This window comes from Pseudomonas sp. LB3P14, from assembly GCF_054898045.1.
This window is the reverse complement of the sequence record NZ_CM142714.1, coordinates 579,936-605,494: the sequence shown is the minus strand read 5'-3', so window position 1 is coordinate 605,494 and position 25,559 is coordinate 579,936. Positions and strand designations below refer to the sequence as shown.

Below are 25,559 nucleotides of genomic sequence, written 5' to 3'. Positions count from 1 at the left end.
CCCGCATCGGCGGGTTCGGGGCGCCCGTTCATCCCTGTCTCGTTCCCAACCTGTTGGGCCCCGGCGTGACTGGCAATGTCAGCCCCGGATGCCTCGTTAGCGCCGCGCTGGTCAGCTGCTTGCGCAGTTCAAGGCTTTCATTCCTGAAGTTGTCGAAAATCGCCGTCATTTGCTGCGTGGCTGTTTCACGAGATAGCTCGACCTGTGCCTCCAGTCGAGCAAAAGATTGGGCACTGCGATCCAGAATGTCGGCAAACGCGTCCCGGCGAGTCGTCCACAGAAATTCGGCCCAGAATTCCTGCCTGCTGATCGACTCCGACAATTGCGAGGTCTGCTCGGCCTTGACCACCTCCAGATAGGCTTTGTTGATCTGCTCGTCGGAGACCTCCGCACCCAGCCCAACATTCAGCTCACTGGGTTGTGCCGGCAGTTCCAGTCGTCGTGCCAGCCGTACTCGGTAAATCAGACTGATATCCAGTGCCTGGCGGAAGCTGAGCGAGTCTGTCCGGGCGCGACGGGCAGTTTCCAGCAAGGCCTGTTTTTCCACCTCTTGCAATCGAAACAGCCCGCGCAACAGGCGGATCAGATCCCCCTCGAGCGTTTGCGTACCGGTGCGAGCCGCCGCTGCAGCCCGAAAGCATAGAACCCTGACCTCCAGATCGCTAAACAGCGCGGCAGCATTGACGGTACTGACCCGGCCGATCCTGGCCATGCGAAATAGCGCGCGTCGCAGGCTATCGTCTTCACAGGCCGCCTCCAGCACGTTCCATAACCGCTGTGCCAGTTGAGTGCGCGTTCGGGAATAATCAGCAGTGCTACGCAACTGCATGAGCACTTCAAAAAAGGCCCCGGAATCCGGATCGGCCGACAGCGACGACAGTACCTCTTGCGCCCGGCCAATCTGCACCGCAGGCAGACCGCTTACCCAGCTGGCACCTTTCCTGTCGGCAGCCAGCCGCGCCGTGGCGAGGTACTCGGTTGTGATTACGCCCAGGCTGATACCTTGCGATTGCTGATAGGCAGCAATCGCTTGCAGGCTCGCCTCAGACAGCGGGTTGCCATCGATACTGGTGCCACGATTGAGCACTGCGCGAGACGTGAACACGGATTCGGGTACTTCAACGATTTTGTTGTTGCGCAGATCCAGGGTCTCCAGATGGGTGAGTCCGCCAAGGTCCGCAGGCCACTCGGTGATTCCCGTTTCGCGCAAATCCAGATGGCGCAAGCTGCTCATCGCGCCGACAGCCGGGGCCCGCCCCAACGTCGTATTCAAACTCAGGTCCAGCGAATGCAGATGCGCCTTGGCGCCTAGCTCCTGCGTGGATCGCTCGGTCAGGCGAATCCGGTTGTTACTCAGATCCAGGCCCGTCAGCCCTGGCATGTCCTCGATGGCCTGGGGAATACGCGTCAGCCCGTTGCCTGACAGGTTCAACACCCGCAGGCGGGTAAAATTGCGCAGAAATGTGTTCAATCCGGCACTGGCGCCCACCCCACTCAACTGCAACGCGTCAACGTGAGCGAAACTTCCAATGAGGACCGGAATATCACCCAAGGGCAGCGTATCGAAGGCCAGGCTGTACGAAAGGTGATCTGAATGTGCCGAACTCCGGGTTTCCTTGCGCCACGCGCGCAAAATCGCTCGCGCCGCCCTGGCCTTGCTGTGGGACGGCACCTTGCGTCTTGGACCATCGCCCTCGTGGTACCAAGTATCGCGATGGACCCAGCGTTCCAGCGTTTCAACCATCGTCCGGTATTGTTGCCTCATGTGCTCAAGCGTTCTGATGGCCAACACTTCGTCAGTGCCCAGTGTCGAGACAAAGCGTTCAATTTGCGCGGTTGAATGGGCGGGATACAGTTCACGGGCACGTCGCATCAGCGCTGGCGATCTGCGCGGCGCAGGACTTGGCGCCGGTGCTGTCTGCACAGTGGACTGCGCGATCTGCCGATCGGCCAGGCCCATTGGCGATTGGTAGTCAGCGCGCGCTGCTTCGACCCCCAACACCTTGGCGAATGCCTCGCGCCGCTGCAGCGCCAATGCGGTGATTTTCTGCCGTAAGCCTGCACCGTCAGCATCCATGTCAACGCCTATGGCTTTGCGGCTATTCGCCGGTAGGCTTTGCCACAATGCCTGAAAAAAATCCACCCGGGTGCGTGTCGGCTGACTGGACACAACAGTGTTCTGTGTATCCAGGCCTTGATAACGGTCGGCATAGGCTTCGATGAGCACCTTGTGCGCGGCATCGCTCGGGCCGACGGTGGCCCGCTGATCGGCATACACTCCCCAATCCAGGATCTCGATAAACACATCCCCGGGCCAGCCCGGCAAATGCGTCAGGGTATCGAGTACCAGCATATCCGGATCGCGTCCGCTGGCCGCGTCCAGATACAGCCCCTCATAGGCCCGGTTCAGACGCTGGATCTGCTGATAGCGCCGCGACTCTTCGGCCAGGCGCAAGGGCACTTTGTCAGACTCAAGCTGCTTCCACTCGCGCGCATCGGCATGCTGCACCAGTTCGTCGGCGACACTGGCCGACAGCCCGGAAAACGCCTTGGTGATCGGCTCGCTCCTGGAGACTCCGGATACGTCGGCTCGCCGATACAGTCGGTCCATCAGGGCCATGCGCATACGCGGTGCCAACCCGGCAATGTGTTTGCCCATCAGCGTGGACTGGTTCTTTTGCTCCACCGTGGCCGAGCCCAGCAGGCGCGAGCGCTCCCCGTCGTTGAGCGCAGCCAGCAACGGCGCATAAAACCGGCCTTTGCGCAGCGCATCCTCACTGACTTCCACTCGACGGTGAGCTTTGTCCCCGCCATAACGCGCCACTTCGTTAGCGCCGATGTCAGTCACGATGACTGCCATGTCCGTAGGCCAGCGCCCAGCTCCCGTCAGCAGGTACAACTGCAAGTCGGCATCGGCCATTGGTGCAGACGATGTCGACGCCATCTGTTTCATGAACTCCGTGACGTCGGTATCGGCGCGAAAGCGCCGCACCGAATCGGTCAATACCGCCATCGGTTTGCCCCGATCGACGAACAACTGACGCATGGCCGCCTCGTCGATGCCGCTGGAGGCGATGACTTGCAAGGCGCGGACATCTGAAACCTTTTCTTCCCGGTAGCCCAGGCGGCGAAACAGGGTAAGCGTGCTCCAGTCGTGCGGCAGTTCGGAGTCATGTCGCCAGGCACCCGCACCGTTGGTCTCGAGCAACGGTGAATAGCGCTCCGGCACCTGCGGATTGCGCACCTCCCACAACCCCGTACCGGCCACCTCACCCACCGCGTACGCATCGGGGCCCAACGGCAGATAGCGCTTATCGCCACGCCAGACCAGCCCTTGTTCATTGGCGGTCAGACTGCTGGGCAATGCTTCTTGCAGGCGGTAAGGCGCCATGTCCGGATTCCATAGTCGATGCGACTGCGCGTCAACCCGGACGCGTCTGAGGCCCTGCACGAAATTCGACGAACGCACGATTTTATAAGCCTTGCCCGCGGCAGCACCGCCGGCCGCAAATCCAGCCATCAGAATCAGGTTTTCAAGGGTGTCAAACAGGCAATCGGTGGCATGTTCCTGCTCGCCATGGGCCCAACTGTCGATGCCTTCGTAAATCTTGCCAAGCAGCTGCAAACCGGCGACAGCACACATCACTTGCCCGAGAACCGGCACGAAGGACGCAAAAAACAGCAGTGTATTCAGTCCGATGGACTTATAGGTTTCCAATCTGGCGAGACGGGTTTTTTCATCCTCGTCGTCGGTCGGCACCACCAGCAGTCGACTGTCGGCACTTACCTGCGCCGCACGATGCTGGAAGATCGCCAGAAACAGGTCCAGTTTTGCGTCACCGTCAAGGTCGACGCCTGTCAACGGCACGTAGGTGGAAGTAATGGGAAATTGAATTGGCCTAGCATTCAACAGCCGCACATTCAGCCCGGTGAGGAAGGACGAGCGATCTTGAAGTGTGACGAAACGCATGAAAAAACTGCGAAAGCTGAAGTCTCGTAAGCGTCGACTCAACTCGAACTCAAATTTGGAGAACGAAGGGTATTCTTTCAATGGATGTTCGGGATCGTCCGGGATATAGACCACACAGCGGTAATCGTCGTCGGCATGCTCGCTGACCGGGCCGATGAACATGGGTCCTCTCAGCTTTACACCAAGCATTTCAAAATCTTGATAACCAAGAGTGTTATTGCCCAGCTTGATCGAAGACTCCCCGTCCTTGACCAATTTGAGCATATGGTAAACCTCGGTACTGATATGTCCGCGCATTAAGGCAATGTGGCGATCCACTTCAAATTGATCCCTGGAACAGGCTACCGACGTTTCCTGCAAACTTGCGGTTTGGCTAGCACTGCCGAAAAAAGCTTGCACATGTTTTTGGTATTGCTTACCCAAGTCGAGGTATCGGCAAAGTCTGGCGAACTCGTGGGGCTCCATCGACAGAACCCTATTGAATCGTCCCGTCACACGTTCCGGGATGTAAAGCACAGAACTTTCGTGATAATTGCCGGCCAGGGTTTCCGACAATTCGAAGTTCTCGCAGGCCGCCGTCAACAGATCGCGGTCGATCGGCAGCACCAGTTTTTTGCGTAGGCCCAACAGGCTGGAGGTAGAGCGCACGTGCTGGAAAATCGCACCCTCGACCTCGAAGGGCTCGCCCAACTTGTCAGCCATGGCCTTGGCCAGCAACGGCGTACAAAAGCTTTCCGGGGACTGTAGCTCTCGCAACTTTTCGAGCGCGACATGACGTGACTTATAACTGGACTTGAGGCTTTGATAGAGAGCCTCGCGCAGGGCGTCCGACGATTCAAGCAGCCAGGAAGGCATTTGCTTTTTGAACAAATCAAAAAAGACGCCTTGTTGGGCGGGCGTCATCTCCGACAACTTTGATTTACTTTTTTCAACGTCCATGTTTAGCAACCTTGTTCTAAATGTAATATTCAGAATAAAGTCGAAACAGCATTCAATACAGAGCGATTAGTTGATGAGTTTGCATTCAAAACAACAACAATGCAGAACGTTAATATATATATTTACCGCACACGTTCTTATCGAATATGAAATCACGCTCGCATGGCTGAAACCACACGAGCGTGCACAGCGATTACCAGAAACGTTGCTGGGTCAACCGGCTCCACCAGCTCAGCAACACGCGATCGACCGAACTGCTGGCCGCCATGCCGATGCGCTCCTGCAGGCTTTTACGCTCGGCGTAATGCAGGTGATAAAGCTCGGATTTCTTCGCCCGTTCGGCGAGGTATTCATCGCTGGTCTTGAGCTCGTCCACCAGTTGTTTGTCCAGCGCCGCGATGCCGAGCCAGATTTCACCGGTGGCCACTTCGTCGATGGCCAGTTGCGGGCGATAGCGCGAGACGAAGTTCTTGAACAGCTGGTGAGTGATGTCCAGGTCTTCCTGGAACTTCTCGCGGCCCTTCTCGGTGTTTTCGCCAAACACCGTCAGGGTGCGCTTGTATTCGCCGGCGGTCAGCACTTCGAAGTCGATGTCGTGCTTTTTCAGCAGGCGGTTGACGTTAGGCAACTGCGCCACGACGCCGATCGAGCCGAGAATGGCGAACGGCGCACTGATGATCTTCTCGCCGATGCACGCCATCATGTAGCCACCGCTGGCCGCAACCTTGTCGATGCACACGGTCAACGGCACACCGGCATCACGGATACGCGCCAGTTGCGAGGACGCCAGACCGTAGCTGTGAACCATGCCGCCGCCGCTTTCCAGACGCAGTACCACTTCATCCTTGGGCGTGGCGAGGGTCAGCAGCGCGGTGATTTCATGGCGCAGGCTTTCAGTGGCCGATGCCCTGATGTCGCCGTCGAAATCCAGCACGAACACCCGAGGTTTGGCTTCAGGTTTTTTCTTTTGCTTTTTCTCGGATTTAGCCTCGACTTTGCGCAGCGCCTTGAGTTGGTCCTTGTCGAGCAAGGTTTGCTCCAGGCGTTCGCGCAGCCCTTTGTAGAAATCATTGAGTTTGCTGACTTGCAACTGGCCGGCCGACTTGCGCCGACCTTTGCTGCGCAACGCCGCGAAACTGGCCAGGACCACCAGAATAGCGATCACCAGTGTCACGGTCTTAGCCAGAAAAACTGCGTACTCGGCAAAAAAATCCACAGGGACTCCTTTAATACAATGCGCTGCAAGAACGCGCGCGGGATTACCTCCAGCATACCCATGCACCGGCTCGGCGGCCAGCCGTGAAACCTCTGGCAACAGGCCTGTAACGGGCATTTCAAACAAGCGTATGTTTTTTCATTGACAGCTCACTGTCATCCTCATAACCTCGCCGAACCTTCAACGTACCGGGATGACGCGGACGTGGGCAGTATCTATTTGATTCGACATGGCCAGGCCTCCTTTGGTGCAGACGACTATGACGTCCTGTCGCCGACCGGTATTCGCCAGGCAGAAGTCCTCGGCCAGCACCTCGCTGAGCTGGGTATCAGCTTCGATCGCTGCCTTTCGGGCGACCTGCGCCGACAGCAGCACACGGCCAACAGCGCACTGGAACAGTTCGCTGCCGCAGGCCTGCCGGTTCCAGCCCTGGAAATCGATTCCGCTTTCAATGAGTTCGACGCCGACGCGGTGATCCGGGCGCTGCTGCCGGCCATGTTACCGGACGAACCCGAAGCGCTGCACATCCTGCGCAATGCCGCGCAAAACCGCGGTGAATTCCAGCGCATCTTCGCCCTGATCATCGAGCGATGGCTCGCCGGTACCTATGACACACCGGGGCTGGAAAGCTGGCTGGGGTTTGTCGAACGGGTGCAAGCCGGTCTGCAGCGCATTCTCGAACAGGCCGACAACACCCAGAAAATCGCCGTGTTTACCTCCGGCGGCACCATCACGGCCCTGCTCCACCTCATTACGCAAATACCTGCCAGGCAAGCGTTTGAACTGAACTGGCAAATCGTCAACACCTCGCTCAACCTCCTGAAGTTTCGAGGTCGTGAGGTGGCTCTGTCTTCTTTCAACAGTCATGCGCACCTGCAACTGTTGAAGACCCCGGAACTCATCACGTTTCGCTGAGTCCGGACTATTGTGACCCAGGCTGTAATCACCCAGCTCTAATTACCCAAGAAAGGATCGAACCATGACCTCCGTAGCTGATGCCGTACAAGCAATGAAAGCCAAGTTCAACCCAGCCGCTGCTGCCGGTCTGGACCTGGTATTCGGTTTCCGCATCGACGACACCAAGAACTTCTCGCTGATCGTCAAAGACAGCACCTGCGAGCTCAAGGAAGGCGAAAACCCGGACGCCCAGGTCACTCTGGTGATGGACGGCGAAACCCTGGAAGGCATCGTCGACGGTTCGACCGACGGCATGCAAGCGTTCATGGGTGGCAAACTGCGCGCTGAAGGCGACATGATGCTGGCCATGAAACTGTCCGAGCTGTTCCCGGCCTAAGCGCGCCGCTCCCGACCTTCGGGGGCACGCCTGGCTGCAAACGAATCCCGCCCCTCGTGGCGGGATTCGTCGTTTTTCGCCATCGGAAAACGGCTACCTGTGGATTTGCCGTCTATATTCCTTCTGGCCGCATGCGTCAGACATCGGCTGTTTGCCCTCGCTTCTTTTGTGAAGAGCCTTTGCGCGGAGCACTGCCCATGAGTCCACCTGACGACCACGACGGATTTAACCGCCGACGTGTACTGCAAGGCCTTTCGGCAGGCGCCGTCGGTGCCTGGATCAGTCCTCTAATCGCAGGGAGTAAAACCATGCCCGACGCCCCCGCCGACCTCATCCTGTACAACGGACGCCTGCATACCGTCGACCGCAAAAAACCTCAGGCCAGTGCCGTCGCGATCAAGGACGGACGCTTCGTGGTGGTCGGCAGCGATGCTCAGGCCATGGCCCTGCAAGGCCCTGGCACACAGATTATCGACCTGCACGGCCGCACGGTGATTCCCGGTCTCAACGATTCACACCTGCACCTGATCCGTGGTGGCCTCAACTACAACCTCGAACTGCGCTGGGAAGGCGTCCCTTCACTGGTCGACGCGCTGCGCATGCTCAAGGACCAAGCCGATCGCACACCCACGCCACAATGGGTGCGGGTGGTCGGTGGCTGGAACGAATTCCAGTTCGCCGAAAAACGCCTGCCGACCCTCGACGAACTGAACAAGGCTGCGCCGGATACCCCGGTGTTCGTCCTGCACCTCTACGACCGTGCCCTGCTCAACCGCGCGGCGTTGAAAGTGGTCGGTTATACCCGCGACACGCCGAACCCGCCGGGTGGCGAAATCCAGCGCGATGCCAATGGCGATCCGACGGGCATGCTGATCGCCCGCCCTAACGCGATGATTCTCTACTCGACCCTGGCCAAAGGGCCGAAACTGCCGCTGGACTATCAGGTCAACTCGACCCGCCAATTCATGCGTGAACTCAATCGCCTCGGTGTCACCAGCGCCATCGATGCCGGCGGCGGTTATCAGAATTATCCGGACGACTATCAAGTCATCCAGCAACTGGCCAAAGACCAACAGCTCACGGTGCGCATTGCCTACAACCTGTTCACGCAGAAACCCAAGGAAGAGCTGACCGACTTCAAGAACTGGACCAGCACCTCCCACTACGGTCAGGGCGATGACTTTCTACGGCACAACGGTGCCGGGGAAATGCTGGTGTTCTCGGCGGCAGACTTCGAGGACTTCCTCGAGCCACGCCCCGACCTGCCCCAAACCATGGAGCAGGAACTGGAACCGGTGGTCCGCCATCTGGTGGAACAGCGCTGGCCGTTCCGTTTGCACGCCACGTACAACGAATCCATCAGCCGCATGCTCGACGTGTTCGAGAAGGTTAACCGGGACATTCCGTTCGATGGTTTGCCGTGGTTCTTCGACCACGCCGAAACCATCACCCCGCAAAACATCGAACGGGTGAAAGCCCTCGGCGGCGGCATCGCGATACAGGATCGCATGGCATTCCAGGGCGAATACTTCGTCGACCGTTACGGCGCCAAGGCTGCCGAAGCCACGCCGCCCATCGCCCGGATGCTGGCCGAGGGCATACCGGTCGGCGCCGGCACCGATGCCACGCGCGTGTCCAGCTACAACCCCTGGACTTCGCTGTACTGGCTGGTCAGCGGTCGCACCGTCGGTGGTCTGGCGCTGTACCCGCAAGGCTTGAGCCGCGATACGGCGCTGGAACTCTTCACCCACGGCAGTGCCTGGTTTTCCTCCGAGCAAGGCAAAAAAGGCCAGATCAAGGTCGGACAACTGGCGGACCTGATTGCGCTGTCGGCGGACTATTTCCACATCGAGGATGAAGCGGTCAAATGGATCGAATCGGTGCTGACCATCGTCGACGGCAAGATCGTCTACGGCAGCGTCGAGTTCGAAAAACTAGGGCCGCCGCCAATCCCGGTGGTGCCTGAGTGGTCGCCAGTGGCCAAAGTACCAGGCCATTGGAAACCACTGGCGCCGCTGACGGCGCAGATTCATCAATGTGTCGGGGCTTGCGCGGTGCATGCCCATAGCCATGAACGGGCCCGGTTGTCCTCTGCGCCGGTCAGTGACTTCGCCGGTTTCTGGGGGGCCTTTGGCTGTTCGTGTTTTGCGTTTTGAAGGCAGAATCGAGTTGGAGTTCGGCCCTGTAGGAGCCAGGCTTGCCGGCGAAGGCACACTTAAGGACGCCTTCGCCGGCAAGCCTGGCTCCTACGAAAAGCAGTTCACTCGCCACCGGTAGCGAGTGCTCTTACAATGGCGCACCTCCCGCACCGGCCGCCCCATGGACATCGATCTCGCCCGCACTTTTCTGGAAATCGTCCGCCACGGCAGCCTTGCCGCAGCCGCCGAAAAACTCCACGTCACCCAGACCGCCATCACTGCGCGCGTGCAGAAACTCGAGAGTCAATTGGGCAGCACCCTGTTCGTGCGTAATCGCGCCGGTGCCCGTCTGACGCCAAACGGTGAAGCTTTCGTGGTCTACGCAAACCAACTGGTCGAAACCTGGGAAGCGGCGCGACGGGATTTGCCGTTGCCCGAGGGCTACCGCGACGTGTTGCACATCGGTGGCGAGGTCAGTCTGTGCAACCCGCTGATGCTCAGCTGGGCCGGCGAGTTGCGCGAAAAGATTCCCAGCCACGCACTACGGATGGAAATCCGTGACGGTGAAAACCTGCTGCGCCAACTGGAACTGGGGGTTCTGGATGCGGCACTGGTCTACCAGCCCGAGTATTGGCCGCGCCTGCAAGTCGAGCAGGTACTGGAAGAAAAACTCGTCCTCGTCCGGCTGGCCGCGAGTCCCGATCCCTACGTGTACATCGACTGGGGCCCGGATTTCCGCCGCCAGCACGATGCGGCCCTGCCGGAAAAAGCCAAAGCCGCGTTGAGCTTCAACCTCGGCCCACTGGGCTTGCAGTACATTCTGGAAAACGGCGGTAGTGGCTACTTCCGCACCCGGGTAGTCCAGAGTTATCTGGAAAGTGGTGTGCTGGAGCAAGTGCCCAAAGCCCCGGAATTCAGCTACCCGACCTATCTGGTTTACTCCCGCGACCGCGATTCGGCGACCCTGCAACGAGCCTTCGACCTGCTGCGCGAAGTGATCAAATCCGACGATGACTGGTCGCAGCGCTGGAGCCCGCTGACCTGAGTCCGGTTTGCACCGGATCATGGCGTTTGTGACCTCATGGTTCGGCCCGCCTGAAACGTCGGGATCGTCTAATCTGCTGGTTATAACAATAACTACAGGTGAACGCAGTGAGGCAGACGACCGAAGGATTCCGCGCCCGCTACCGCGCTGATATTCATCCGCTCTACAACCCATGGCTGCACGGCGCTTTTGTGCTGCTGTTCGGGTTGCTGGCCATTGGCGGATTCTGGAGCACCGTGCATCAGGTTCAGCCACTGGAATGGCTGGCAATGCCGCTGACCCTGCTGTTCTTCAACTTTGGCGTGTACATGGTGCATCGGCACCTTGGGCATCACAAAAAAAGTTTCGCGCGAATGTTCTACGCCCGCCACGCGGGCGACCACCACAGTTTTTTCGCCCCCGGCCACATGACCTACGGCAGCGCCCGCGACTGGCGGGTGATTCTGTTTCCGGCCTGGCTGATCGTGTTGCACACGGTTGTCATCACCCTGCCCATCTGGTGGCTGCTTGAGCAGTTCGATGCCAACGTCGCCGGGATGTTCGGCGGCTGCCTGGTCCTCGGTTACCTGACCTATGAAGTGTTCCACGCCTGCGAGCACCTGCCACCCGAGAACCCCGTCACACGTTTGCCGTGGATCCGCCAGATGCGCCGCCTGCATGAACTGCATCACCGTCGTGAACTGATGCAGGAACGCAATTTCAACATCGTTTTTCCGCTGATGGACTACCTGTTCGGCACCCTCTATTGGGAACCGGAGCCGATCGACCTGCACCTGACGAGAACGCCAATGACGCGCATGCAGCATCAGATCGACATTGCTGGAAACCCGATTGACGTGCTCGCCTACGCCAGCACCGTGACCCATTGGCCGGAGTGGCATCCATCGTCCCTCAAGGTTTATGGCCAGAGCGGGCCGCTGCATGTCGGGGCGCGGTTTGAGGAAGACATCAAGGCTGGCGGGCGTGAGGGACACTTGATCTGGGAGGTTAACGAATACCTGCCAGGACGTCGCTGGAGTGCCTGGGCCCGTGGTGATCACGGGTTGTCTTTAATGGTGACTTACGAGTGCGAGGCCTTGGGCGATAGCACACGTTTTGTCCGCACCCTGGAGTATCAGTTCAGCGGCCTGGCGATGCGCATTGCCAACCGACTGCTGCTCAAGAGGCGCATCGATCGTGAGTCGGCAGCGTCGATGCTGGCGTTGCGCGAGATGGCGCAAAAACAGTTGACCCCGGCAGGAGTCAGCGCGTGAGTCGAACCGTCAAGTTTCGCCATGTGGTGTTGCTGGTGATCGTTGCCATCGGCGCCTTCCTGCTGCTGATGCCGACCAAGGTTCAACCGGTGGCCTGGACCCCGCCGCCGGCGCCCTCCCTCACCAGCGGAATCTACGCCGACAATCAGCGCCTCAAAGGTGTGGAGCGCGTCGGCGCCGCGGACATCGACGGGCCGGAAGCGTTACTGCTGGAGGAAGACGTCCTCATCACGGGTTTGCATGACGGCCGACTGCTACGCACCAGCCTCGACGGCAAGGTCACCAAGGTCCTGGCCGATACGGGCGGTAGACCCTTGGGCCTGGCCCGTCACCCCAACGGTCTGTTGGTGATTGCAGATGGGGTCAAGGGTTTGCTGTCACTGGACGCCCAGGGCCGATTGATTCCATTGACCACTGCGGCCAATGGTGTGCCTTTCGGTTTCACCGACGACGTGGCCATCGACAAGTCCGGGCACTACGCCTATTTCAGTGACGCCTCCAGCCGCTTTGGCTATGGCAGGGACGGCGAAGCGATCATCGAGCACGGCGGTGACGGCCGCTTGCTGCGTTATGACTTCCAGACCGGCAAGACGGCGGTCTTGCTGGATAAGCTGGAGTTCGCCAACGGCGTGACCCTGGGACCGGACGAAGCCTTTGTGTTGGTCAACGAAACGGGGGCCTATCGTATTAGCCGTTACTGGCTGAGCGGGCCGAAAACCGGCACCCACGATCTGTTCATCGACAACCTGCCAGGGTTGCCGGACAACCTCGCGTTCAATGGGCGCGACCGTTTCTGGGTGGCGCTTTATGCACCACGCAACCCACTGCTCGATGCCACCGCACCGCATCCATTCGTGCGCAAGATGATCGTGCGAGCAATGATTGTCCTGCCTAAACCGGTGGAGAAACGCGCCTTCGCGCTGGGCCTGGATCTGGACGGAAAAGTGATCGCCAACTTGCAGGACGGGAGCCGCGACAACTATTCGCCGATCACTACCGTTCGCGAGTACGGGGATTGGTTGTATTTCGGGTCGTTGAAGGCGAAAAACATGGCGCGATTGCCGCTAAGTACCGCGCTGCAGTAAAAATCAAAAGATCGTCCGAACGCGGCCCGATCTTTTGATCCTGGTTTAGCGGGGGTCCACCTCACCATCCCTCACCGCATTGTCGGTTTCTTCAAGCACCCTTTCCGGGTCCATGGCGGTGGAGTCATCCTTGTCCAGCGGGCGCGCTCCTTCATTGTTCGGCAGTTCGTCGATGCCCGGCTCATCTTCGGGATGGACGGCAGTGCGTCCTGGACTCAGAGGCTCGGGATGTGTCGGGATGGGATCGTAGCCGCCCTGCTCTTCGCTGGGGAATTTGGGATTGCTCATGTGGCACCTCGCATGGAGCCGTAAATTCGGACTCTGATCATTCGAGGTGCCGGGATTTATCACCGTTCCAATTTTTCAGTCACCGGTCGTCGGTGGCTGATACGGAGTGTCAGGACTGTGCCTGGAGTCGGTTAACGATGTCCTTCTTGACCGCCACGCGCTTCTCCTTGAGCTTCTTCAGTGCATCGTCGCTGGGCGCATCCGATTGGGCGGTTTCAGCCTTTACAACCTCGGCGTCCGCCTGCGAATACTTGTTGATCAGTGAATCCAGTAACGGATCCTTGGTGCGTTTTTGCTGGATATCTTCCTTTGAAAGTTTGAGATCCTGATAAAGGTCGTGTGGCACCGGCATGGAACACCTCCGTTTGTTGATCGGTAGCAAACGCGATCGATTGCGTTCACCAACTATCAGAATGGCCTTGGTTAGCGGGTTCTGTCGACCGCCTATCAGACCAGCGGTGCCCGTTCGTCGCCCTGTGGCAAACGCAATAAAACCTTTGTCCGCTCGTCGGCCTCCACTGATTAACGATCACTCGATCGCCCATGAAAACCTGTGTGGAGAATAACCAATGGACGGATTTACCCTGCGCCACCTCACGTTGGCCGTTGCCTTGAGCACTAGCATGGGCACGGCTTTCGCTGCCACTTCCAATGACTTCGTCGACAACGCGGCCGAGGGCGGTATCGCGGAAATCGAAACGAGCCGATTGGCCCTGGAAAAAAGTTCATCGGCGGATATCAAGGCATTCGCCAACATGATGATCACCGACCACTCCAAGGCCAACGATGAACTGGCGGCGGTGGCGAAAAAAAATGACATCGAGGTGCCGGACAACACGACGATGGTCAAGAAGGCGAAAGAGAAAATCCTCGACATGCGCGATGAATCCTTCGATGCGGCCTACGCCAAGAATCAGGTGAAGGCTCACGAAGACACCATCGCGCTATTCAAGAAAGAAGCCAATACGGTGACGGACGACAAAGTCAAAGGCGCCACGGAGCTAAAAGGTTTCGCGCAAAAAATGCTGCCGGCGCTGGAGAAGCATCTGGCTATGGCGAAAAAGCTCCAGGCTGCTCACCCCAGCAAATAACGCACCCACAAAAAAGGCCGCATCGTTTGATGCGGCCTTTTTCAATGGCTTGTCTAGCCGCCATCGGTGTCGATATCGGCATCGGTGTCATCCCCGGATTTTGGCCGGTCGGGACTCGGCTTGAAACCCGGACTGAACTCATTATCGTTATCTGTGTGGATATTCTTCTGGTCAACCGCTTTGTCTGCGCTTTCCGGTTCGGCGGTTTTTGCGTCTTCCTCAAGACCACTGTCATCGTTCATAAGTACCTCGTTCGTCACTGCAAGTGCGCGGCTGAAACAGTCGGGCTTTGTAGATTCGAAGCCTCTCCGGGGACAGGGTTCCATCGTAAGGGTCATTCAAGGTCAAAAGCCGCAACCCTTTGACTATGCTCAAGTGACGGACACTGACTGATCCTCTCACCCTGGAGCCCGTCGATGAAGCGTGACATCCGTTTGCTGATCGTCGACGACAACGTCGCCACGCGCTACGCCTTGCGCCGGCACCTGGAGCGCCACGGCTATGAAGTGCTCGAATCTGGCACGGGTAGCGAAGGCCTGGAGCTGATCGAAAGCGTAGCGATCGATGCGCTGATCCTCGACGTCAATCTGCCGGACATGAGCGGTTTCGACATCGTGCGCAAACTGCGCGCCGAACCTGCCACCGCCCTGCTACCGGTGATTCACGTATCAGCGGCCTCGATCCAGTCCGGCGACATTATCACCGGCCTGGACGCGGGTGCCGACGCCTACCTGATCCACCCGGTAGATCCGGATGTACTGCTCGCGACTTTGCGCACCTTGCTGCGGGTGCGCGAAACCGAAAATGCCCTGCGTGAAAGCGAGGCGCGGTTTCGGGAAATCTTTGTCAATGTGTCGGCGCCCATCGCGGTGCTCGACGCCGAGTTGAAGGTGCACGAATGCAACCATGCCTTCGCGCAACTGATTCGGGACAACCGCAACCCGGACGCCCTGCGCGAGTGCTTTGCCGAAGACCAGGACACCGTCATCGAGGAACTGCGCCTGCGTCTGGCCTATGGCGAGCGCTGGAAAGGCACGCTGAGCATGCGGGTCCACGGCGAGGCTCGCGAAACCGAGTGGCAAATTTCGCCATACCGCACGCCGGAACTGAGCCTGGTGTTTGTCGAGGATGTCACTGAACACCGTCACCGCGAACGCTCGCACCTGGCCCGGCTTGACGACGCCACCACCCTATTGGCCAAAGAAGTCGCCGAACGAGCGCGAACCGAAGCTCAGCTGCTGCAAATGCAGAAAATGGATGCACTGGGCAAGCTGACCGGGGGCATCGCGCACGACTTCAATAACTTGCTGACCGGCATCATCACCAGCCTGGAATTGATTCTGAAACGGATCGCCGCCTCACGCACCGACAAGGTTCAGTTGTACGCCGAAGCCGCCTTGAACTCGGCCATGAGTGCCGCGTCGCTGACTCATCGCCTGCTCGCCTTCGCGCGCCAACAGCCACTCGATACCCGGCCCGTGGACATCAACGAGCACTTGCGTTCCCTTGAGGAACTGCTGGTGCGCACTATCGGCGAGCGCATTGCCCTGAAACTCGAATTGACTTCCAAAGCCGCCATCGCCCTGGTCGACCCCATTCAGCTCGAAAGCGCGATGCTCAATCTGGTGATCAACGCTCGCGATGCCTTGCCCCAGGGCGGCAACATTTGGGTCAGCACCTATGCCGCCTATTCCCATGGCGACCCCAATCTGGCCGATGGTGCGTATGTCGCGTTGTCTGTGCGCGATGACGGTACCGGTATCGACCACAGCGTGATCGACAAGGTGTTCGACCCGTTTTTCACCACCAAGCCGTTGGGCCAGGGCACCGGGCTGGGGTTGTCGACCCTCTACGGTTTCGCCCGACAATCGGGTGGCGATGCACACATCCGCAGCGTCGCCCGGCGCGGCACCGAAATCACCATAATGCTGCCGGCCAGTTCCGATCCCACCGCCGGCGAAGCCGAGCCAGCCACCGTCGATTATCAGGGTGCCGGCGAACATGTGTTGATCGTCGAGGACACGCCGTCGGTGTGCATGTTTGTAGCCGAAGTGTTGGTGGATGCCGGTTACCGTTGCACTCAGGTAGGCGACATCGAAGGAGCCCTCGAGCGCCTGCAAAACGACGAGTCCATCGACCTGTTGCTGACCGACGTCGGTTTGCCACGCATGAGTGGCCGCGAGCTGGCCGATGTGGCACGGGGCTGGCGCGAAAAACTGCCGATCCTGTTCATGACCGGTTATGCCGAAACCGCGATCAACCGCCAGGTGTTCCTCGGCGACGGCATGGAAATGCTGATCAAGCCGTTCCAGATCAATGAACTGCTGGACAAGGTGCGACGCACGCTCGGCCGCGCCTGAATTCGGGCAACAGATCGTTCCCACGCGCAGCAAAGGAATGCCTCTAGGGACGCTCCGCGTTCCAGCTCTGGAAAGGGACGCGGAGCGTCCCGGGCTGCATTCCCACGCGGAGCGTGGGAACGATCATCGACCAAGGGTTCTGGCCAAAAAGGGTGCCGTCCGGCTCATTTTGCTGTTGGCCACTTTCTTCGGCGTCCCACTGACGACTATCTTCCCACCCTGATCCCCCGCCCCCGGGCCAATGTCGATCACCCAGTCACTCTGCGCAACCACGCGCATTTCATGTTCGACGACGATCACCGTATGCCCCGCCGCCACCAGCGTATTCAACTGTTCGAGCAAGCGATCGACATCCCTTGGGTGCAATCCGGTGGTGGGTTCGTCGAGCACATACAGCGTTGCCCCACGCTGGTTGCGTTGCAGCTCGGTAGCCAGTTTGATCCGTTGGGCTTCGCCGCCCGACAGCTCCGTCGCCGGCTGACCGAGGCGCAGGTAACCCAGGCCGATATCGCGCAGCACCTCCAGCGAGCGGCGAATACCCGGTTGTTCGGTGAACACCGTGACTGCTTCATCCACCGTCAGCTGCAACACCTGGGCGATGTTCAATCCTTGCCAGACGATCGCCAGCGTCTCGGGGTTGTAGCGCGCGCCGTGGCAGGTCGAGCATGGCGCGTAGACGCTGGGCATGAACAGCAACTCGACGCTGACAAAGCCCTCACCTTCGCACGTCGAACAACGGCCCTTGGCAACGTTGAAGGAAAACTGACCGGCGTCGTAACCCTCGGCCTGCGCCTCGGGAGTGGCGGCGTACAGCTTGCGCACGTTGTCGAACAGCCCGGTGTAGGTCGCCAGGTTTGAGCGCGGTGTGCGGCCGATGGGTTTCTGATCGACTTGCACCAGACGCTTGATCGATTCCAGCCCCGCCGTGACCTGACCGCCGCTGACTTGCGGTGCGTCGTCCTCAAGGGTCAGCACTTCCGGCTCGCTTTCACTGGCCGCGCGCCCGAGATGCGCGCCCACCAGCTCCAGCAACGCCTGGCTGACCAGGCTCGATTTACCGGAACCGGAGACGCCCGTCACCGCGGTAAAACAGCCCAACGGAAACTCGACGCTGAGGTTGTTCAGGTTGTTGCGGGTGATGCCTTCCAGCCGCAGCCAATCGGTCGACTTGCGGCTGGTTTGGGGCTGAGTGACCTGCTCGGCGAACAGGTAGGCGCGCGTCTGCGAGTTCGTCACATCAGCCAAGTCTGGTGGCGGTCCGCTGTACAGGATCCGGCCGCCATGCTCGCCGGCCGCCGGCCCCACGTCGATCAACCAGTCGGCGCGGCGCATGGTTTCCAGGTCATGCTCGACCACGAACAAGGTGTTGCCAGCGGCTTTCAAACGTTGCAGGGCTTCGAACAGCGCTTCGCCATCCGCCGGGTGCAAACCGGCCGACGGTTCATCCAGCACATAGATCACCCCAAACAACTGCGAACCCAACTGCGTCGCCAGGCGCAGACGCTGCAACTCACCGGACGACAGTGTCGGCGTGCTGCGTTCCAGCGCCAGGTAACCGAGCCCCAGATCAGTCAACGTACTGACCCGTTCCAACAAGTCCTGAGCGATCCGCTGTGCGGCCAGGCGTTTCTCCACTGACAGATTCGGTGTGTGGCGCACATCCGGCGCGTTGGCGTGGCCACTGGCGCCGTGGGCCACACGCTGCTCACGGGCCTCGCGGGTCTGGCTGTGCGTCAACACCTCGCCCGCCTCATCGGCCTGTTCGAGGTAACTGTGGGCCGCCACCGGTTTCAGCACCTGCGCTACTTGCAGCAACGGCATCTGCGACAGCTCACCGATGTCGTAACCGGCAAACGTCACCGACAACGCCTCTCGCTTGAGCCGTTTGCCGTCGCACAGCGGGCACGGGCTGCCGAGCATAAATTGCGAGACGCGCTTCTTCATCAGCGCGCTTTGGGAATGGCTGAAGGTGTGCAGGATGTAGCGCCGGGCGCCGGTGAACGTGCCCTGGTAACTCGGTTCCAGTTTGCGTTTGAGCGCGACGTTGGTTTCTTCGGGGGTGAGCCCGGCGTACACCGGAACCGTCGGTGTTTCTTCAGTGAAGAGAATCCAGTCGCGCTGCTTTTTCGGCAGATCGCGCCAGGGTTTGTCGACGTCGTAACCCAGGGTCACCAGGATGTCGCGCAGGTTTTGTCCCTGCCAGGCCGTGGGCCAGGACGCGACCGCGCGCTGGCGAATGGTCAGGCTCGGGTCCGGGACCATCAGGGCTTCGGTGACTTCATACACCCGCCCCAACCCATGACATTCCAGACACGCGCCCTGGGGCGTGTTGGGCGAAAAATCTTCGGCATACAGCATCGGCTGCCCCGGCGGATAGCTGCCGGCCCGGGAGTAAAGCATGCGGATCAGGCTCGATAACGTCGTCACGCTGCCCACCGAAGACCGCGTGCTCGGCGTGCCCCGTTGTTGTTGCAGGGCCACCGCCGGCGGCAAGCCTTCGATGGAGTCGACGTCCGGCACCCCGACCTGATCGATCAGGCGCCGCGCATAAGGCGCCACGGATTCGAAGTAGCGGCGTTGCGCTTCGGCGTAGAGGGTCGAGAACGCCAGCGACGATTTCCCCGAACCAGACACGCCGGTGAACACCACCAGGGCATCCCGGGGAATGTCGACATCGACGTTTTTGAGATTGTGCTCCCGGGCGCCGCGCACCCTGACCATGCTTGAGGGAGGGTTGGAGGTGCGTGTGGAATTCATCGGCCAGCCTTGTTTCGAGAGTTCAAAGGAATGATCTATAGCTTGGGTCTGCACTCAATGATCGTTCCCACGCGCAGCAAAGGAATGCAGCCCGGGACGCTCCGCGTCCCTTTCGCGAGCTGGAACGCGGAGCGTCCCTGGAGGCATTCCCACGCGGAGCGTGGGAACGATCATTCAGCGTGGGAACGATCAAACATTTTGACTGCGTCAGCCATTGAGCACAGTGCGAACCATCTGTGTGAGCGCTTCGGGACCGTAGGGTTTGCTCAGCAGCCAGGTGTCGGGGTTGAGTTGGTGATTGCGCGAAATAATGTCACGGGTGTGGCCCGAGGTGAACAGCACGGCCACCGGTGGCGCCTGCACCTTGGCCCAGGCAGCCAGGTCCGAGCTTTTGATCAGGCCGGGCATGACCACGTCGGTGAAAATCAGGTCCACCGCCGCACCCTCCAGCAACATCTGCATGGCGGCGTCACCGTTGGCAGCCGTCAGGACTTGATAACCTTCTTCGCTGAGTAATTCCACCGCGGCACTGCGCACCGCCTCGTTGTCCTCGACCACCAGAATGGTTTCGTGTCCGCCTCGTTGTTGCGGATCTTGAAGTGTCGTTTCGCTGAGCATCGGACGCAGGCTGCGAGGGAAATACAGCTGCACCCGAGTGCCCTGCCCGACGACGCTGGAAATCTCGATATGCCCGCCACTCTGCTTGACGAAACCGAACACCATGCTCAGTCCCAGCCCCGTGCCCTGGCCGTCGGCCTTGGTGGTAAAAAACGGTTCGAAAGCCTGTGCGAGTACCTGCGGCGACATGCCGACACCCGTGTCAGCCACCGCTACACAGACATAGTCACCGGCGACGATGCCCTTGCCTGCACAAAACTTGCTATCAAGGGCGATGTTCTCGGCGATCAGGTCAATGGTCCCCTCGCCTTTCATGGCATCCCGGGCATTGATCGCCAGATTGAGGATGGCGTTTTCCAGTTGATTGCGGTCCACGTAGATATTCCAAAGGGCTTCAGTTGCGCAGACATTGATCTGGAGGGTTTCCCCCAGCGCCCGCTGCAGCAATTCACCGACGCCCTCGAAGACCTGCCGCAGATCGCAGACTGCTGGCGACAAGGGCTGGCGACGGGCGAACGCGAGCAGTTGCGAAGACAATTTGGCGCCGCGCTCGACCGCGGCAATCGACGCACTGACCCGGCGTTGCACGTTGGCGTTGTCCGGTTCATGCCGCGCCAGCAAGTGCAGGTTGCCGGCGATCACCTGCAACAGATTGTTGAAGTCATGGGCCACGCCGCCGGTGAGGCCGCCAATGGCTTCGAGTTTCTGGGATTGACGCAGTTGTTCTTCAGCGGCCAGCCGCGCTTCGACTTCGTCGGCAACGCGTTGCTCCAGGTTGCGGGTGAACTTGAGCAAGGATTCTTCGGCAGTCTTGCGTTCGTGGATGTCGATCAACACCCCGGGAAAACGGAACGGTTCGCCCTGTTCATTGAACTCGCAGCCACCGCTCGCTTGCACCCACAGATAACTGCCATCCGGGCGCTGGACCCGATACTCGGCATTAAAGGGTTCGCCGGTTTCCACTGATTGATTGAGCTGCTCCTGCACCCAGCTACGGTCATCGGGATGAATCCGTGCTTCGGCGATGTCCGTTGGCAGGTCAGCCAGGTTTTGCTCAGGCGGGTAGGAAAGGGTGCGGGCGAAACGCTCATCGCCGGAGAGCATATTGCCCTTGATGTCCCAGACGAATGAGCCGAGCAAAGCCCCGGCATTGAGCGCCAGGCGCACCCGTTCGTTGTCGGCGTGATAGGCGTCCTCGGCGGCCTGACGACGGCGTTCGGAGATCACATGTTCGGTGGTCTCGACCACCATCGCCATGACCCCGGCCGGTTTCCCGCCATCATCAGCCACCGGGCTGTAATAGAGGTCCAGCCAGACGTCTTCGGGAACTCCGTCGCGCAACAACTCCAGTACTTTGTTGCGATAGGACAAGGTGCCGCCGGCCAGGCAGGTGTCGACCACATGCCGATTGAATTCGGCGACTTCCGGCCAACCCAGTTCCACCGGGGAACCCAACAGGTAAGGATGTCGGCCACCGGCAAATTTCGAATACGCATCGTTATAGATCATGTAACCAGCACGGCCCCACAGCATCACCATCGGCAGTGGGGACGCGAGCATCAACTGCACCGCGCTGCACAGGCTTGCGGGCCAGGTGTCCATGTTCCCCAGCTCGGTCACGCTCCAGTCGAACGCGCGGATGCGCCCGGCCATTTCGCCGTTCCAGCCGGTACACCCGTGGCTATCGTCTAGAAACTGCATCGACTGACTCTGTATCCCTGTAGATGACTGGCTTAAGGGATCGCATCGGCATGAGGACGGTGCGTGCCCGTTTGTTTCGAGCATCGCGGTCGCCAATGGTTTCATAGAGGTTAGCTGATTCTTCACCTGCAGATTTTTGTGGACGTGCCTGAGGAAGAACCCTACGGATCCCGCTAAACCTCGATCAGGTGCTTGAGCGGGTGGTAGCCGGTTTTCAGCGTGGCGGCGACGTCGAGAATGGCCTTCTCGATGCCATTCAAATGCATGCAGGTCAGTTCGATCGCGGCGCTCTGATTGCCCGCTTCGATGTACTCGATCAGCCGCAGGTGTTCATCATCGCGGCAGACCTCATGACTGTCGTCATCCAGCGCGGCGGCGTACAGCGAGGCGCGGGAAATCAGCTTGCGGAACCAGTCCAGCAACACCGGGTTGTTCAGGCTTTGCGCGAGCTTGATGTGGAACTCGCCGAGCAAATGAATCAACCGTTCATGGTCGCCGCTGCGGTGCGCTTCATCCTCCAGCAACAGGTGATCACGCAGGTCCTGGGTCACGGCGGTATCACGTCGGCGGCAGAGTTCGCTGACGATGCCAATCTCGATCAGACGCCTGGTTTCGAACAATGAACGGATTTCTTCATCACTCGGCAACGACACCGACGCGCCTTTGTTGGGTTCGGTGGTGACCAGTCCGTCGGCCTCCAACTGTTTGAGCGCGGCACGAACCGACGTCCGGCTGACATTAAAAAGTTCGGCCAATGACGCTTCGCCGAGCTTCATGCCGGGACGCAATGAACGTTTGCTGATCGCCTCGTAAACCCCTTGGTAGACGCGGTCGACCGTGGTCTCCAGTTTTTTCTCGGTCATCTGAACACTCCTTTAGCGCGTAACAACCGACCCCTGGCGATGAGCAGCCATGGAAAAAGGGGGTTGCACGAGCAGGTTAATCCGGGTATTTCTAAATTGCATCCAGATATTGCATACAATAATTAGAGGAATGCACCATTATGGGTCATCCAGTCGCAATCGAAGTGCGTAGTGTGTCCAAGCGGTACTCCGACGATCCGGGGCTGGCTCCAGCCCTCGACAACGTTTCAGTCGACATTGCCGACAATGAATTCTTCACCCTGCTCGGCCCTTCCGGCTGCGGCAAAACTACCTTGTTACGCACCATCGCCGGTTTCGAGCATGTCAGCGAAGGCGAGATTCGTCTGGCGGGCGAACCGGTCAACAACCTGCCGCCGTTCAAGCGCCGGGTCAACACAGTGTTCCAGAGCTACGCGCTGTTTCCGCACATGAGTGTCGCGCAGAATATCGCCTTCGGCCTCGAGATGCAGGGTCTTGATCGCAAGCTCATCGCGCAACGTGTCGATGAGATGCTGGCGCTGGTGCAAATGCAACACCTGGCCAAGCGTAAACCCGCCGAATTGTCCGGCGGTCAGCAGCAGCGCGTGGCACTGGCTCGGGCCCTGGCGCCGAAACCCAAAGTGCTGTTGCTGGACGAACCGCTGTCGGCGCTGGACTTGAAGCTGCGCAAGGAAATGCAGATCGAACTCAAGCGCGTACAGAAGGAAGCCGGGATCACCTTCATTTTCGTCACCCACGATCAGGAAGAAGCCCTGACCCTGTCCGATCGTATCGCCGTGATGTCCGCCGGCAAGATCCTGCAAATCGGTACACCGAACGATATCTACGAACGGCCGCAGCATCGCTTCGTTGCTCAGTTTATCGGCGACATCAACTTCCTCCCCGGCCACCTCAAGCGCGGCCAGCAGAACGAAAAGCTCTTCGTGCCGAGCGGCATGCCGGTGGAAATCCCCTGCCCGGCTCAAGGCTTCGACGGCGCCAACGTGCAACTGGCGTTCCGCCCGGAACGTTCGCAATGGGTCGACCCGGCGCAACCGCATCACCTGCGCGGCGTGATTGAAGCGGTGTTGTATGTCGGCACCGCGACCCTTTACCAGTGCCGGTTGAACAACGACATCAAGGTCATGCTGCGCGAGAACAACGAAGGCCTGAACCGCGGCCGGGTGGTCGGTGATCGCGTCGCGGTCAACCTGCCACCCCACGCCTGCCTGTTGATGGAGGCCTGAGATGAGCGTCAGCAGCACTTCTCCCGCCCTTAACCGTGCGCTGTTGCTCAGCCCGGTGGTTCTTACTTTGCTGGCGCTGATCGCCATTCCGCTCGGCATCATGGGCTACATCAGCCTGTTGCCCCGCAACGTTTACGGTGGCGTCGACTGGCAGGCCAACTGGCAATTGCAAAGCTACGTGCAGCTGTTTTTCCAGGAAGGTTTCGACGGTGAACTGGAGCTGAACTGGGTCTACGCCCAGGCGCTGTTGCGCTCGGTGTTCCAGGCCGGTGGCACCACGTTGCTGTGTTTTCTGTTTGGTTTCCCGGTGGCGTTGTGGATGTCGAGCCTGACACCGCGTCGGCGCAACCTCATGGTGTTGCTGATCACCATTCCGTTCTGGACCAACCTGCTGATCCGCAACTACGCCTGGCTGATCATCCTGCGCGAACAGGGCTGGGTCGCCCAAAGCATTAATGCACTGTTCCCCCAGGCCGGTGGCATCACCCTGCTCTACAACGACTTCGCGGTCAGCGTCGGGCTGGTCTACAGCTTCCTGCCGTTCATGATTTTGCCGATCTACTCGACCCTGGAAAAACTCGACTGGCGCCTGGTGGAAGCGGCTTACGACCTCGGCGCCAATCGCTGGCACGCGTTGCGGCGGATCATTCTGCCGCTGTCGATGCCCGGCGTGATTGCCGGTGCATTACTGGTGTTCGTGCCGAGCCTCGGCGCCTTCATTACCCCGGCGATTCTCGGCGGTGGTAAGACGCTGATGATCGGCAACCTGATCCAGCAACAGTTCGGCACCGCGCGTAACTGGCCGCTGGGCAGTTCGCTGTCGTTCCTGCTGCTGGGGATTCTGCTGCTGTCGCTGGTGCTTTACGCCCTGTATAGCCGCAGCACCGCCAAAACCCTGCGTCGGGGAGCCACCGCATGATCGCCCTGCACCTGAAAAAACTGCCGCTCACCCGCGAAGTCAGCCTGTTGATCCTGGCTTATCTGTACGTGCCGATCTTTGTGCTGATCGCCTACAGCTTCAACGCCAACCGCTCGGCGACGGTGTGGACCGAGTTCTCCTTCGCCTGGTACGGACGGATTCTGGCGAACCCGTCGATCCAGACCGCCGCGCTGAACTCGATCATCGTCGCCGGCATCGCCACGGTCTGCGCCACGGCCATTGCGTTGCTCGCAGCGCTGGCGACCTATCGGCCGTTCTACGGACAGAAGATGGTCGAGGGCGGGATCAACCTGCCGCTGATCCTGCCGGAGATCGTCACCGCCGTGGCCACCCTGCTGCTGTTCATGGCGCTGGGGATCAAGCTCGGTTTGCTGACGGTGATCGTCGCGCACATCGGCTTCTGCATTCCCTTCGCGTACCTGCCGATCCGCGCGCGGCTCAATGACCTGGACAAGAGCTTGCTGGAGGCGGCGAACGATCTGTACGCCAACCCGTGGCAGGTGTTTCGCCGGGTGACGTTGCCGCTGCTGTGGCCGGCGGTGTTGTCCGGGTCGGTGCTGGCGTTCGTGGTCAGCCTCGACGATTTCATCATGACCTTCTTCGTCGCCGGCCCCGGTTCGACAACGTTACCGGTGTACATCTTCTCGGCGATCAAGTCCGGCGTGACGCCGGAGATCAACGCGATCTCGACCCTGATGCTGGTGATTTCCATCGTGCTGGTGGTGCTGGCCTTCTGGCTGGGACAGCGCGGCAAAAACCAATGAGCCCTTTCCTT

19 protein-coding genes are annotated in these 25,559 nt (G+C 59.7%); 11 read left to right on the top strand and 8 right to left on the bottom strand.

The window, feature by feature from the left end; genetic code table 11:
• Window positions 1–28: 28 nt before the first annotated feature.
• Both ACYZT5_RS02855 and sohB read right to left on the bottom strand, forming a co-directional pair.
• The gene (locus tag ACYZT5_RS02855) at window positions 29–4,825 is read right to left on the bottom strand and encodes a dermonecrotic toxin domain-containing protein (protein ID WP_462049694.1); all 4,797 of its coding nucleotides are present in this window, start codon (window positions 4,823–4,825) and stop codon (window positions 29–31) included.
• 277 nt (window positions 4,826–5,102) lie between these two features.
• The gene (gene sohB / locus ACYZT5_RS02850; RefSeq protein WP_462049693.1) at window positions 5,103–6,125 is read right to left on the bottom strand and encodes a protease SohB; all 1,023 of its coding nucleotides are present in this window, start codon (window positions 6,123–6,125) and stop codon (window positions 5,103–5,105) included.
• Between the two features lie 204 nt (window positions 6,126–6,329).
• Between sohB and ACYZT5_RS02845 the strand changes: the two genes are divergently transcribed.
• From ACYZT5_RS02845 to ACYZT5_RS02820, 6 genes are all read left to right on the top strand, one after another.
• Window positions 6,330–7,040 (top strand): histidine phosphatase family protein, encoded by a 711-nt coding sequence (locus ACYZT5_RS02845; protein ID WP_462049692.1) that lies wholly within the window; start codon window positions 6,330–6,332, stop codon window positions 7,038–7,040.
• A 64-nt stretch (window positions 7,041–7,104) separates the two neighbouring features.
• Complete coding sequence (locus tag ACYZT5_RS02840; protein WP_449643541.1) at window positions 7,105–7,419, top strand: SCP2 sterol-binding domain-containing protein; 315 nt, start codon at window positions 7,105–7,107, stop codon at window positions 7,417–7,419.
• Between the two features lie 308 nt (window positions 7,420–7,727).
• Window positions 7,728–9,575 carry an amidohydrolase gene (locus ACYZT5_RS02835; protein WP_462049691.1) on the top strand — a complete coding sequence of 616 codons (1,848 nt, stop codon included), beginning with the start codon at window positions 7,728–7,730 and terminating at the stop codon, window positions 9,573–9,575.
• Between the two features lie 163 nt (window positions 9,576–9,738).
• Window positions 9,739–10,602: a LysR family transcriptional regulator gene (locus ACYZT5_RS02830; RefSeq protein WP_462049690.1), complete on the top strand. Its 864-nt coding sequence runs from the start codon at window positions 9,739–9,741 to the stop codon at window positions 10,600–10,602.
• Between the two features lie 107 nt (window positions 10,603–10,709).
• Window positions 10,710–11,855 carry an SRPBCC family protein gene (locus tag ACYZT5_RS02825; RefSeq protein ID WP_462049689.1) on the top strand — a complete coding sequence of 382 codons (1,146 nt, stop codon included), beginning with the start codon at window positions 10,710–10,712 and terminating at the stop codon, window positions 11,853–11,855.
• On the top strand, window positions 11,852–12,940 hold the full coding sequence (locus ACYZT5_RS02820; protein WP_462049688.1) for an SMP-30/gluconolactonase/LRE family protein: 1,089 nt from the start codon (window positions 11,852–11,854) through the stop codon (window positions 12,938–12,940). The genes ACYZT5_RS02825 and ACYZT5_RS02820 overlap by 4 nt, the downstream gene beginning before the upstream one ends.
• 45 nt (window positions 12,941–12,985) lie before the next feature.
• Here ACYZT5_RS02820 and ACYZT5_RS02815 read toward each other — a convergent pair whose 3' ends face one another.
• Both ACYZT5_RS02815 and ACYZT5_RS02810 read right to left on the bottom strand, forming a co-directional pair.
• Entirely contained in the window at window positions 12,986–13,228 is a 243-nt protein-coding gene (locus ACYZT5_RS02815; protein WP_462049687.1) for a hypothetical protein, read from the bottom strand.
• A gap of 109 nt (window positions 13,229–13,337) precedes the next feature.
• Window positions 13,338–13,580: a hypothetical protein gene (locus ACYZT5_RS02810; RefSeq protein ID WP_462049686.1), complete on the bottom strand. Its 243-nt coding sequence runs from the start codon at window positions 13,578–13,580 to the stop codon at window positions 13,338–13,340.
• Window positions 13,581–13,797: 217 nt separating this feature from the next.
• Here ACYZT5_RS02810 and ACYZT5_RS02805 point away from each other — a divergent pair, with 217 nt between their 5' ends.
• Window positions 13,798–14,319, top strand: a complete 522-nt coding sequence (locus ACYZT5_RS02805) for a DUF4142 domain-containing protein (protein WP_462049685.1) — start codon at window positions 13,798–13,800, stop codon at window positions 14,317–14,319.
• Window positions 14,320–14,372: 53 nt separating this feature from the next.
• Here ACYZT5_RS02805 and ACYZT5_RS02800 read toward each other — a convergent pair whose 3' ends face one another.
• Window positions 14,373–14,561: a hypothetical protein gene (locus ACYZT5_RS02800; protein ID WP_462037135.1), complete on the bottom strand. Its 189-nt coding sequence runs from the start codon at window positions 14,559–14,561 to the stop codon at window positions 14,373–14,375.
• A gap of 174 nt (window positions 14,562–14,735) precedes the next feature.
• Between ACYZT5_RS02800 and ACYZT5_RS02795 the strand changes: the two genes are divergently transcribed.
• Window positions 14,736–16,679, top strand: a complete 1,944-nt coding sequence (locus tag ACYZT5_RS02795; protein WP_462049684.1) for a response regulator — start codon at window positions 14,736–14,738, stop codon at window positions 16,677–16,679.
• A 123-nt stretch (window positions 16,680–16,802) separates the two neighbouring features.
• Here ACYZT5_RS02795 and uvrA read toward each other — a convergent pair whose 3' ends face one another.
• From uvrA to ACYZT5_RS02780, 3 genes are all read right to left on the bottom strand, one after another.
• Complete coding sequence (gene uvrA, locus ACYZT5_RS02790) at window positions 16,803–19,436, bottom strand: excinuclease ABC subunit UvrA (RefSeq protein WP_462049683.1); 2,634 nt, start codon at window positions 19,434–19,436, stop codon at window positions 16,803–16,805.
• A 207-nt stretch (window positions 19,437–19,643) separates the two neighbouring features.
• Window positions 19,644–21,755, bottom strand: a complete 2,112-nt coding sequence (locus ACYZT5_RS02785) for a hybrid sensor histidine kinase/response regulator (RefSeq protein ID WP_462049682.1) — start codon at window positions 21,753–21,755, stop codon at window positions 19,644–19,646.
• A gap of 173 nt (window positions 21,756–21,928) precedes the next feature.
• Window positions 21,929–22,618, bottom strand: coding sequence for a GntR family transcriptional regulator (locus ACYZT5_RS02780; protein WP_462049681.1), 690 nt, complete (start codon window positions 22,616–22,618; stop codon window positions 21,929–21,931).
• A 140-nt stretch (window positions 22,619–22,758) separates the two neighbouring features.
• On the opposite strand from ACYZT5_RS02780, the gene ACYZT5_RS02775 reads away from it, so the two are divergent.
• Genes ACYZT5_RS02775 through ACYZT5_RS02765 form a run of 3 tightly spaced genes read left to right on the top strand, consistent with a single transcriptional unit; the run spans window position 22,759 to window position 25,548 of the window.
• Window positions 22,759–23,844, top strand: coding sequence for an ABC transporter ATP-binding protein (locus ACYZT5_RS02775; RefSeq protein ID WP_462049680.1), 1,086 nt, complete (start codon window positions 22,759–22,761; stop codon window positions 23,842–23,844).
• Between the two features lies 1 nt (window position 23,845).
• Entirely contained in the window at window positions 23,846–24,763 is a 918-nt protein-coding gene (locus ACYZT5_RS02770; protein ID WP_462049679.1) for an ABC transporter permease, read from the top strand.
• Entirely contained in the window at window positions 24,760–25,548 is a 789-nt protein-coding gene (locus ACYZT5_RS02765) for an ABC transporter permease (protein WP_046048507.1), read from the top strand. The genes ACYZT5_RS02770 and ACYZT5_RS02765 overlap by 4 nt, the downstream gene beginning before the upstream one ends.
• Window positions 25,549–25,559: the final 11 nt, after the last annotated feature.

Bases quoted from the DNA above. Each gene is read 5' to 3' on its own strand.
- ACYZT5_RS02810 (WP_462049686.1), bottom strand. From the start codon at position 13,580: ATGCCGGTGCCACACGACCTTTATCAGGATCTCAAACTTTCAAAGGAA.
- ACYZT5_RS02800 (WP_462037135.1), bottom strand. From the start codon at position 14,561: ATGAACGATGACAGTGGTCTTGAGGAAGACGCAAAAACCGCCGAACCG.
- ACYZT5_RS02770 (WP_462049679.1), top strand. From the start codon at position 23,846: ATGAGCGTCAGCAGCACTTCTCCCGCCCTTAACCGTGCGCTGTTGCTC.
- ACYZT5_RS02765 (WP_046048507.1), top strand. From the start codon at position 24,760: ATGATCGCCCTGCACCTGAAAAAACTGCCGCTCACCCGCGAAGTCAGC.
- ACYZT5_RS02775 (WP_462049680.1), top strand. From the start codon at position 22,759: ATGGGTCATCCAGTCGCAATCGAAGTGCGTAGTGTGTCCAAGCGGTAC.
- ACYZT5_RS02795 (WP_462049684.1), top strand. From the start codon at position 14,736: ATGAAGCGTGACATCCGTTTGCTGATCGTCGACGACAACGTCGCCACG.
- ACYZT5_RS02855 (WP_462049694.1), bottom strand. From the start codon at position 4,825: ATGCCTTCCTGGCTGCTTGAATCGTCGGACGCCCTGCGCGAGGCTCTC.
- ACYZT5_RS02840 (WP_449643541.1), top strand. From the start codon at position 7,105: ATGACCTCCGTAGCTGATGCCGTACAAGCAATGAAAGCCAAGTTCAAC.
- ACYZT5_RS02805 (WP_462049685.1), top strand. From the start codon at position 13,798: ATGGACGGATTTACCCTGCGCCACCTCACGTTGGCCGTTGCCTTGAGC.
- ACYZT5_RS02785 (WP_462049682.1), bottom strand. From the start codon at position 21,755: ATGCAGTTTCTAGACGATAGCCACGGGTGTACCGGCTGGAACGGCGAA.
- uvrA (WP_462049683.1), bottom strand. From the start codon at position 19,436: ATGAATTCCACACGCACCTCCAACCCTCCCTCAAGCATGGTCAGGGTG.
- ACYZT5_RS02815 (WP_462049687.1), bottom strand. From the start codon at position 13,228: ATGAGCAATCCCAAATTCCCCAGCGAAGAGCAGGGCGGCTACGATCCC.
- ACYZT5_RS02830 (WP_462049690.1), top strand. From the start codon at position 9,739: ATGGACATCGATCTCGCCCGCACTTTTCTGGAAATCGTCCGCCACGGC.
- ACYZT5_RS02835 (WP_462049691.1), top strand. From the start codon at position 7,728: ATGCCCGACGCCCCCGCCGACCTCATCCTGTACAACGGACGCCTGCAT.
- ACYZT5_RS02780 (WP_462049681.1), bottom strand. From the start codon at position 22,618: ATGACCGAGAAAAAACTGGAGACCACGGTCGACCGCGTCTACCAAGGG.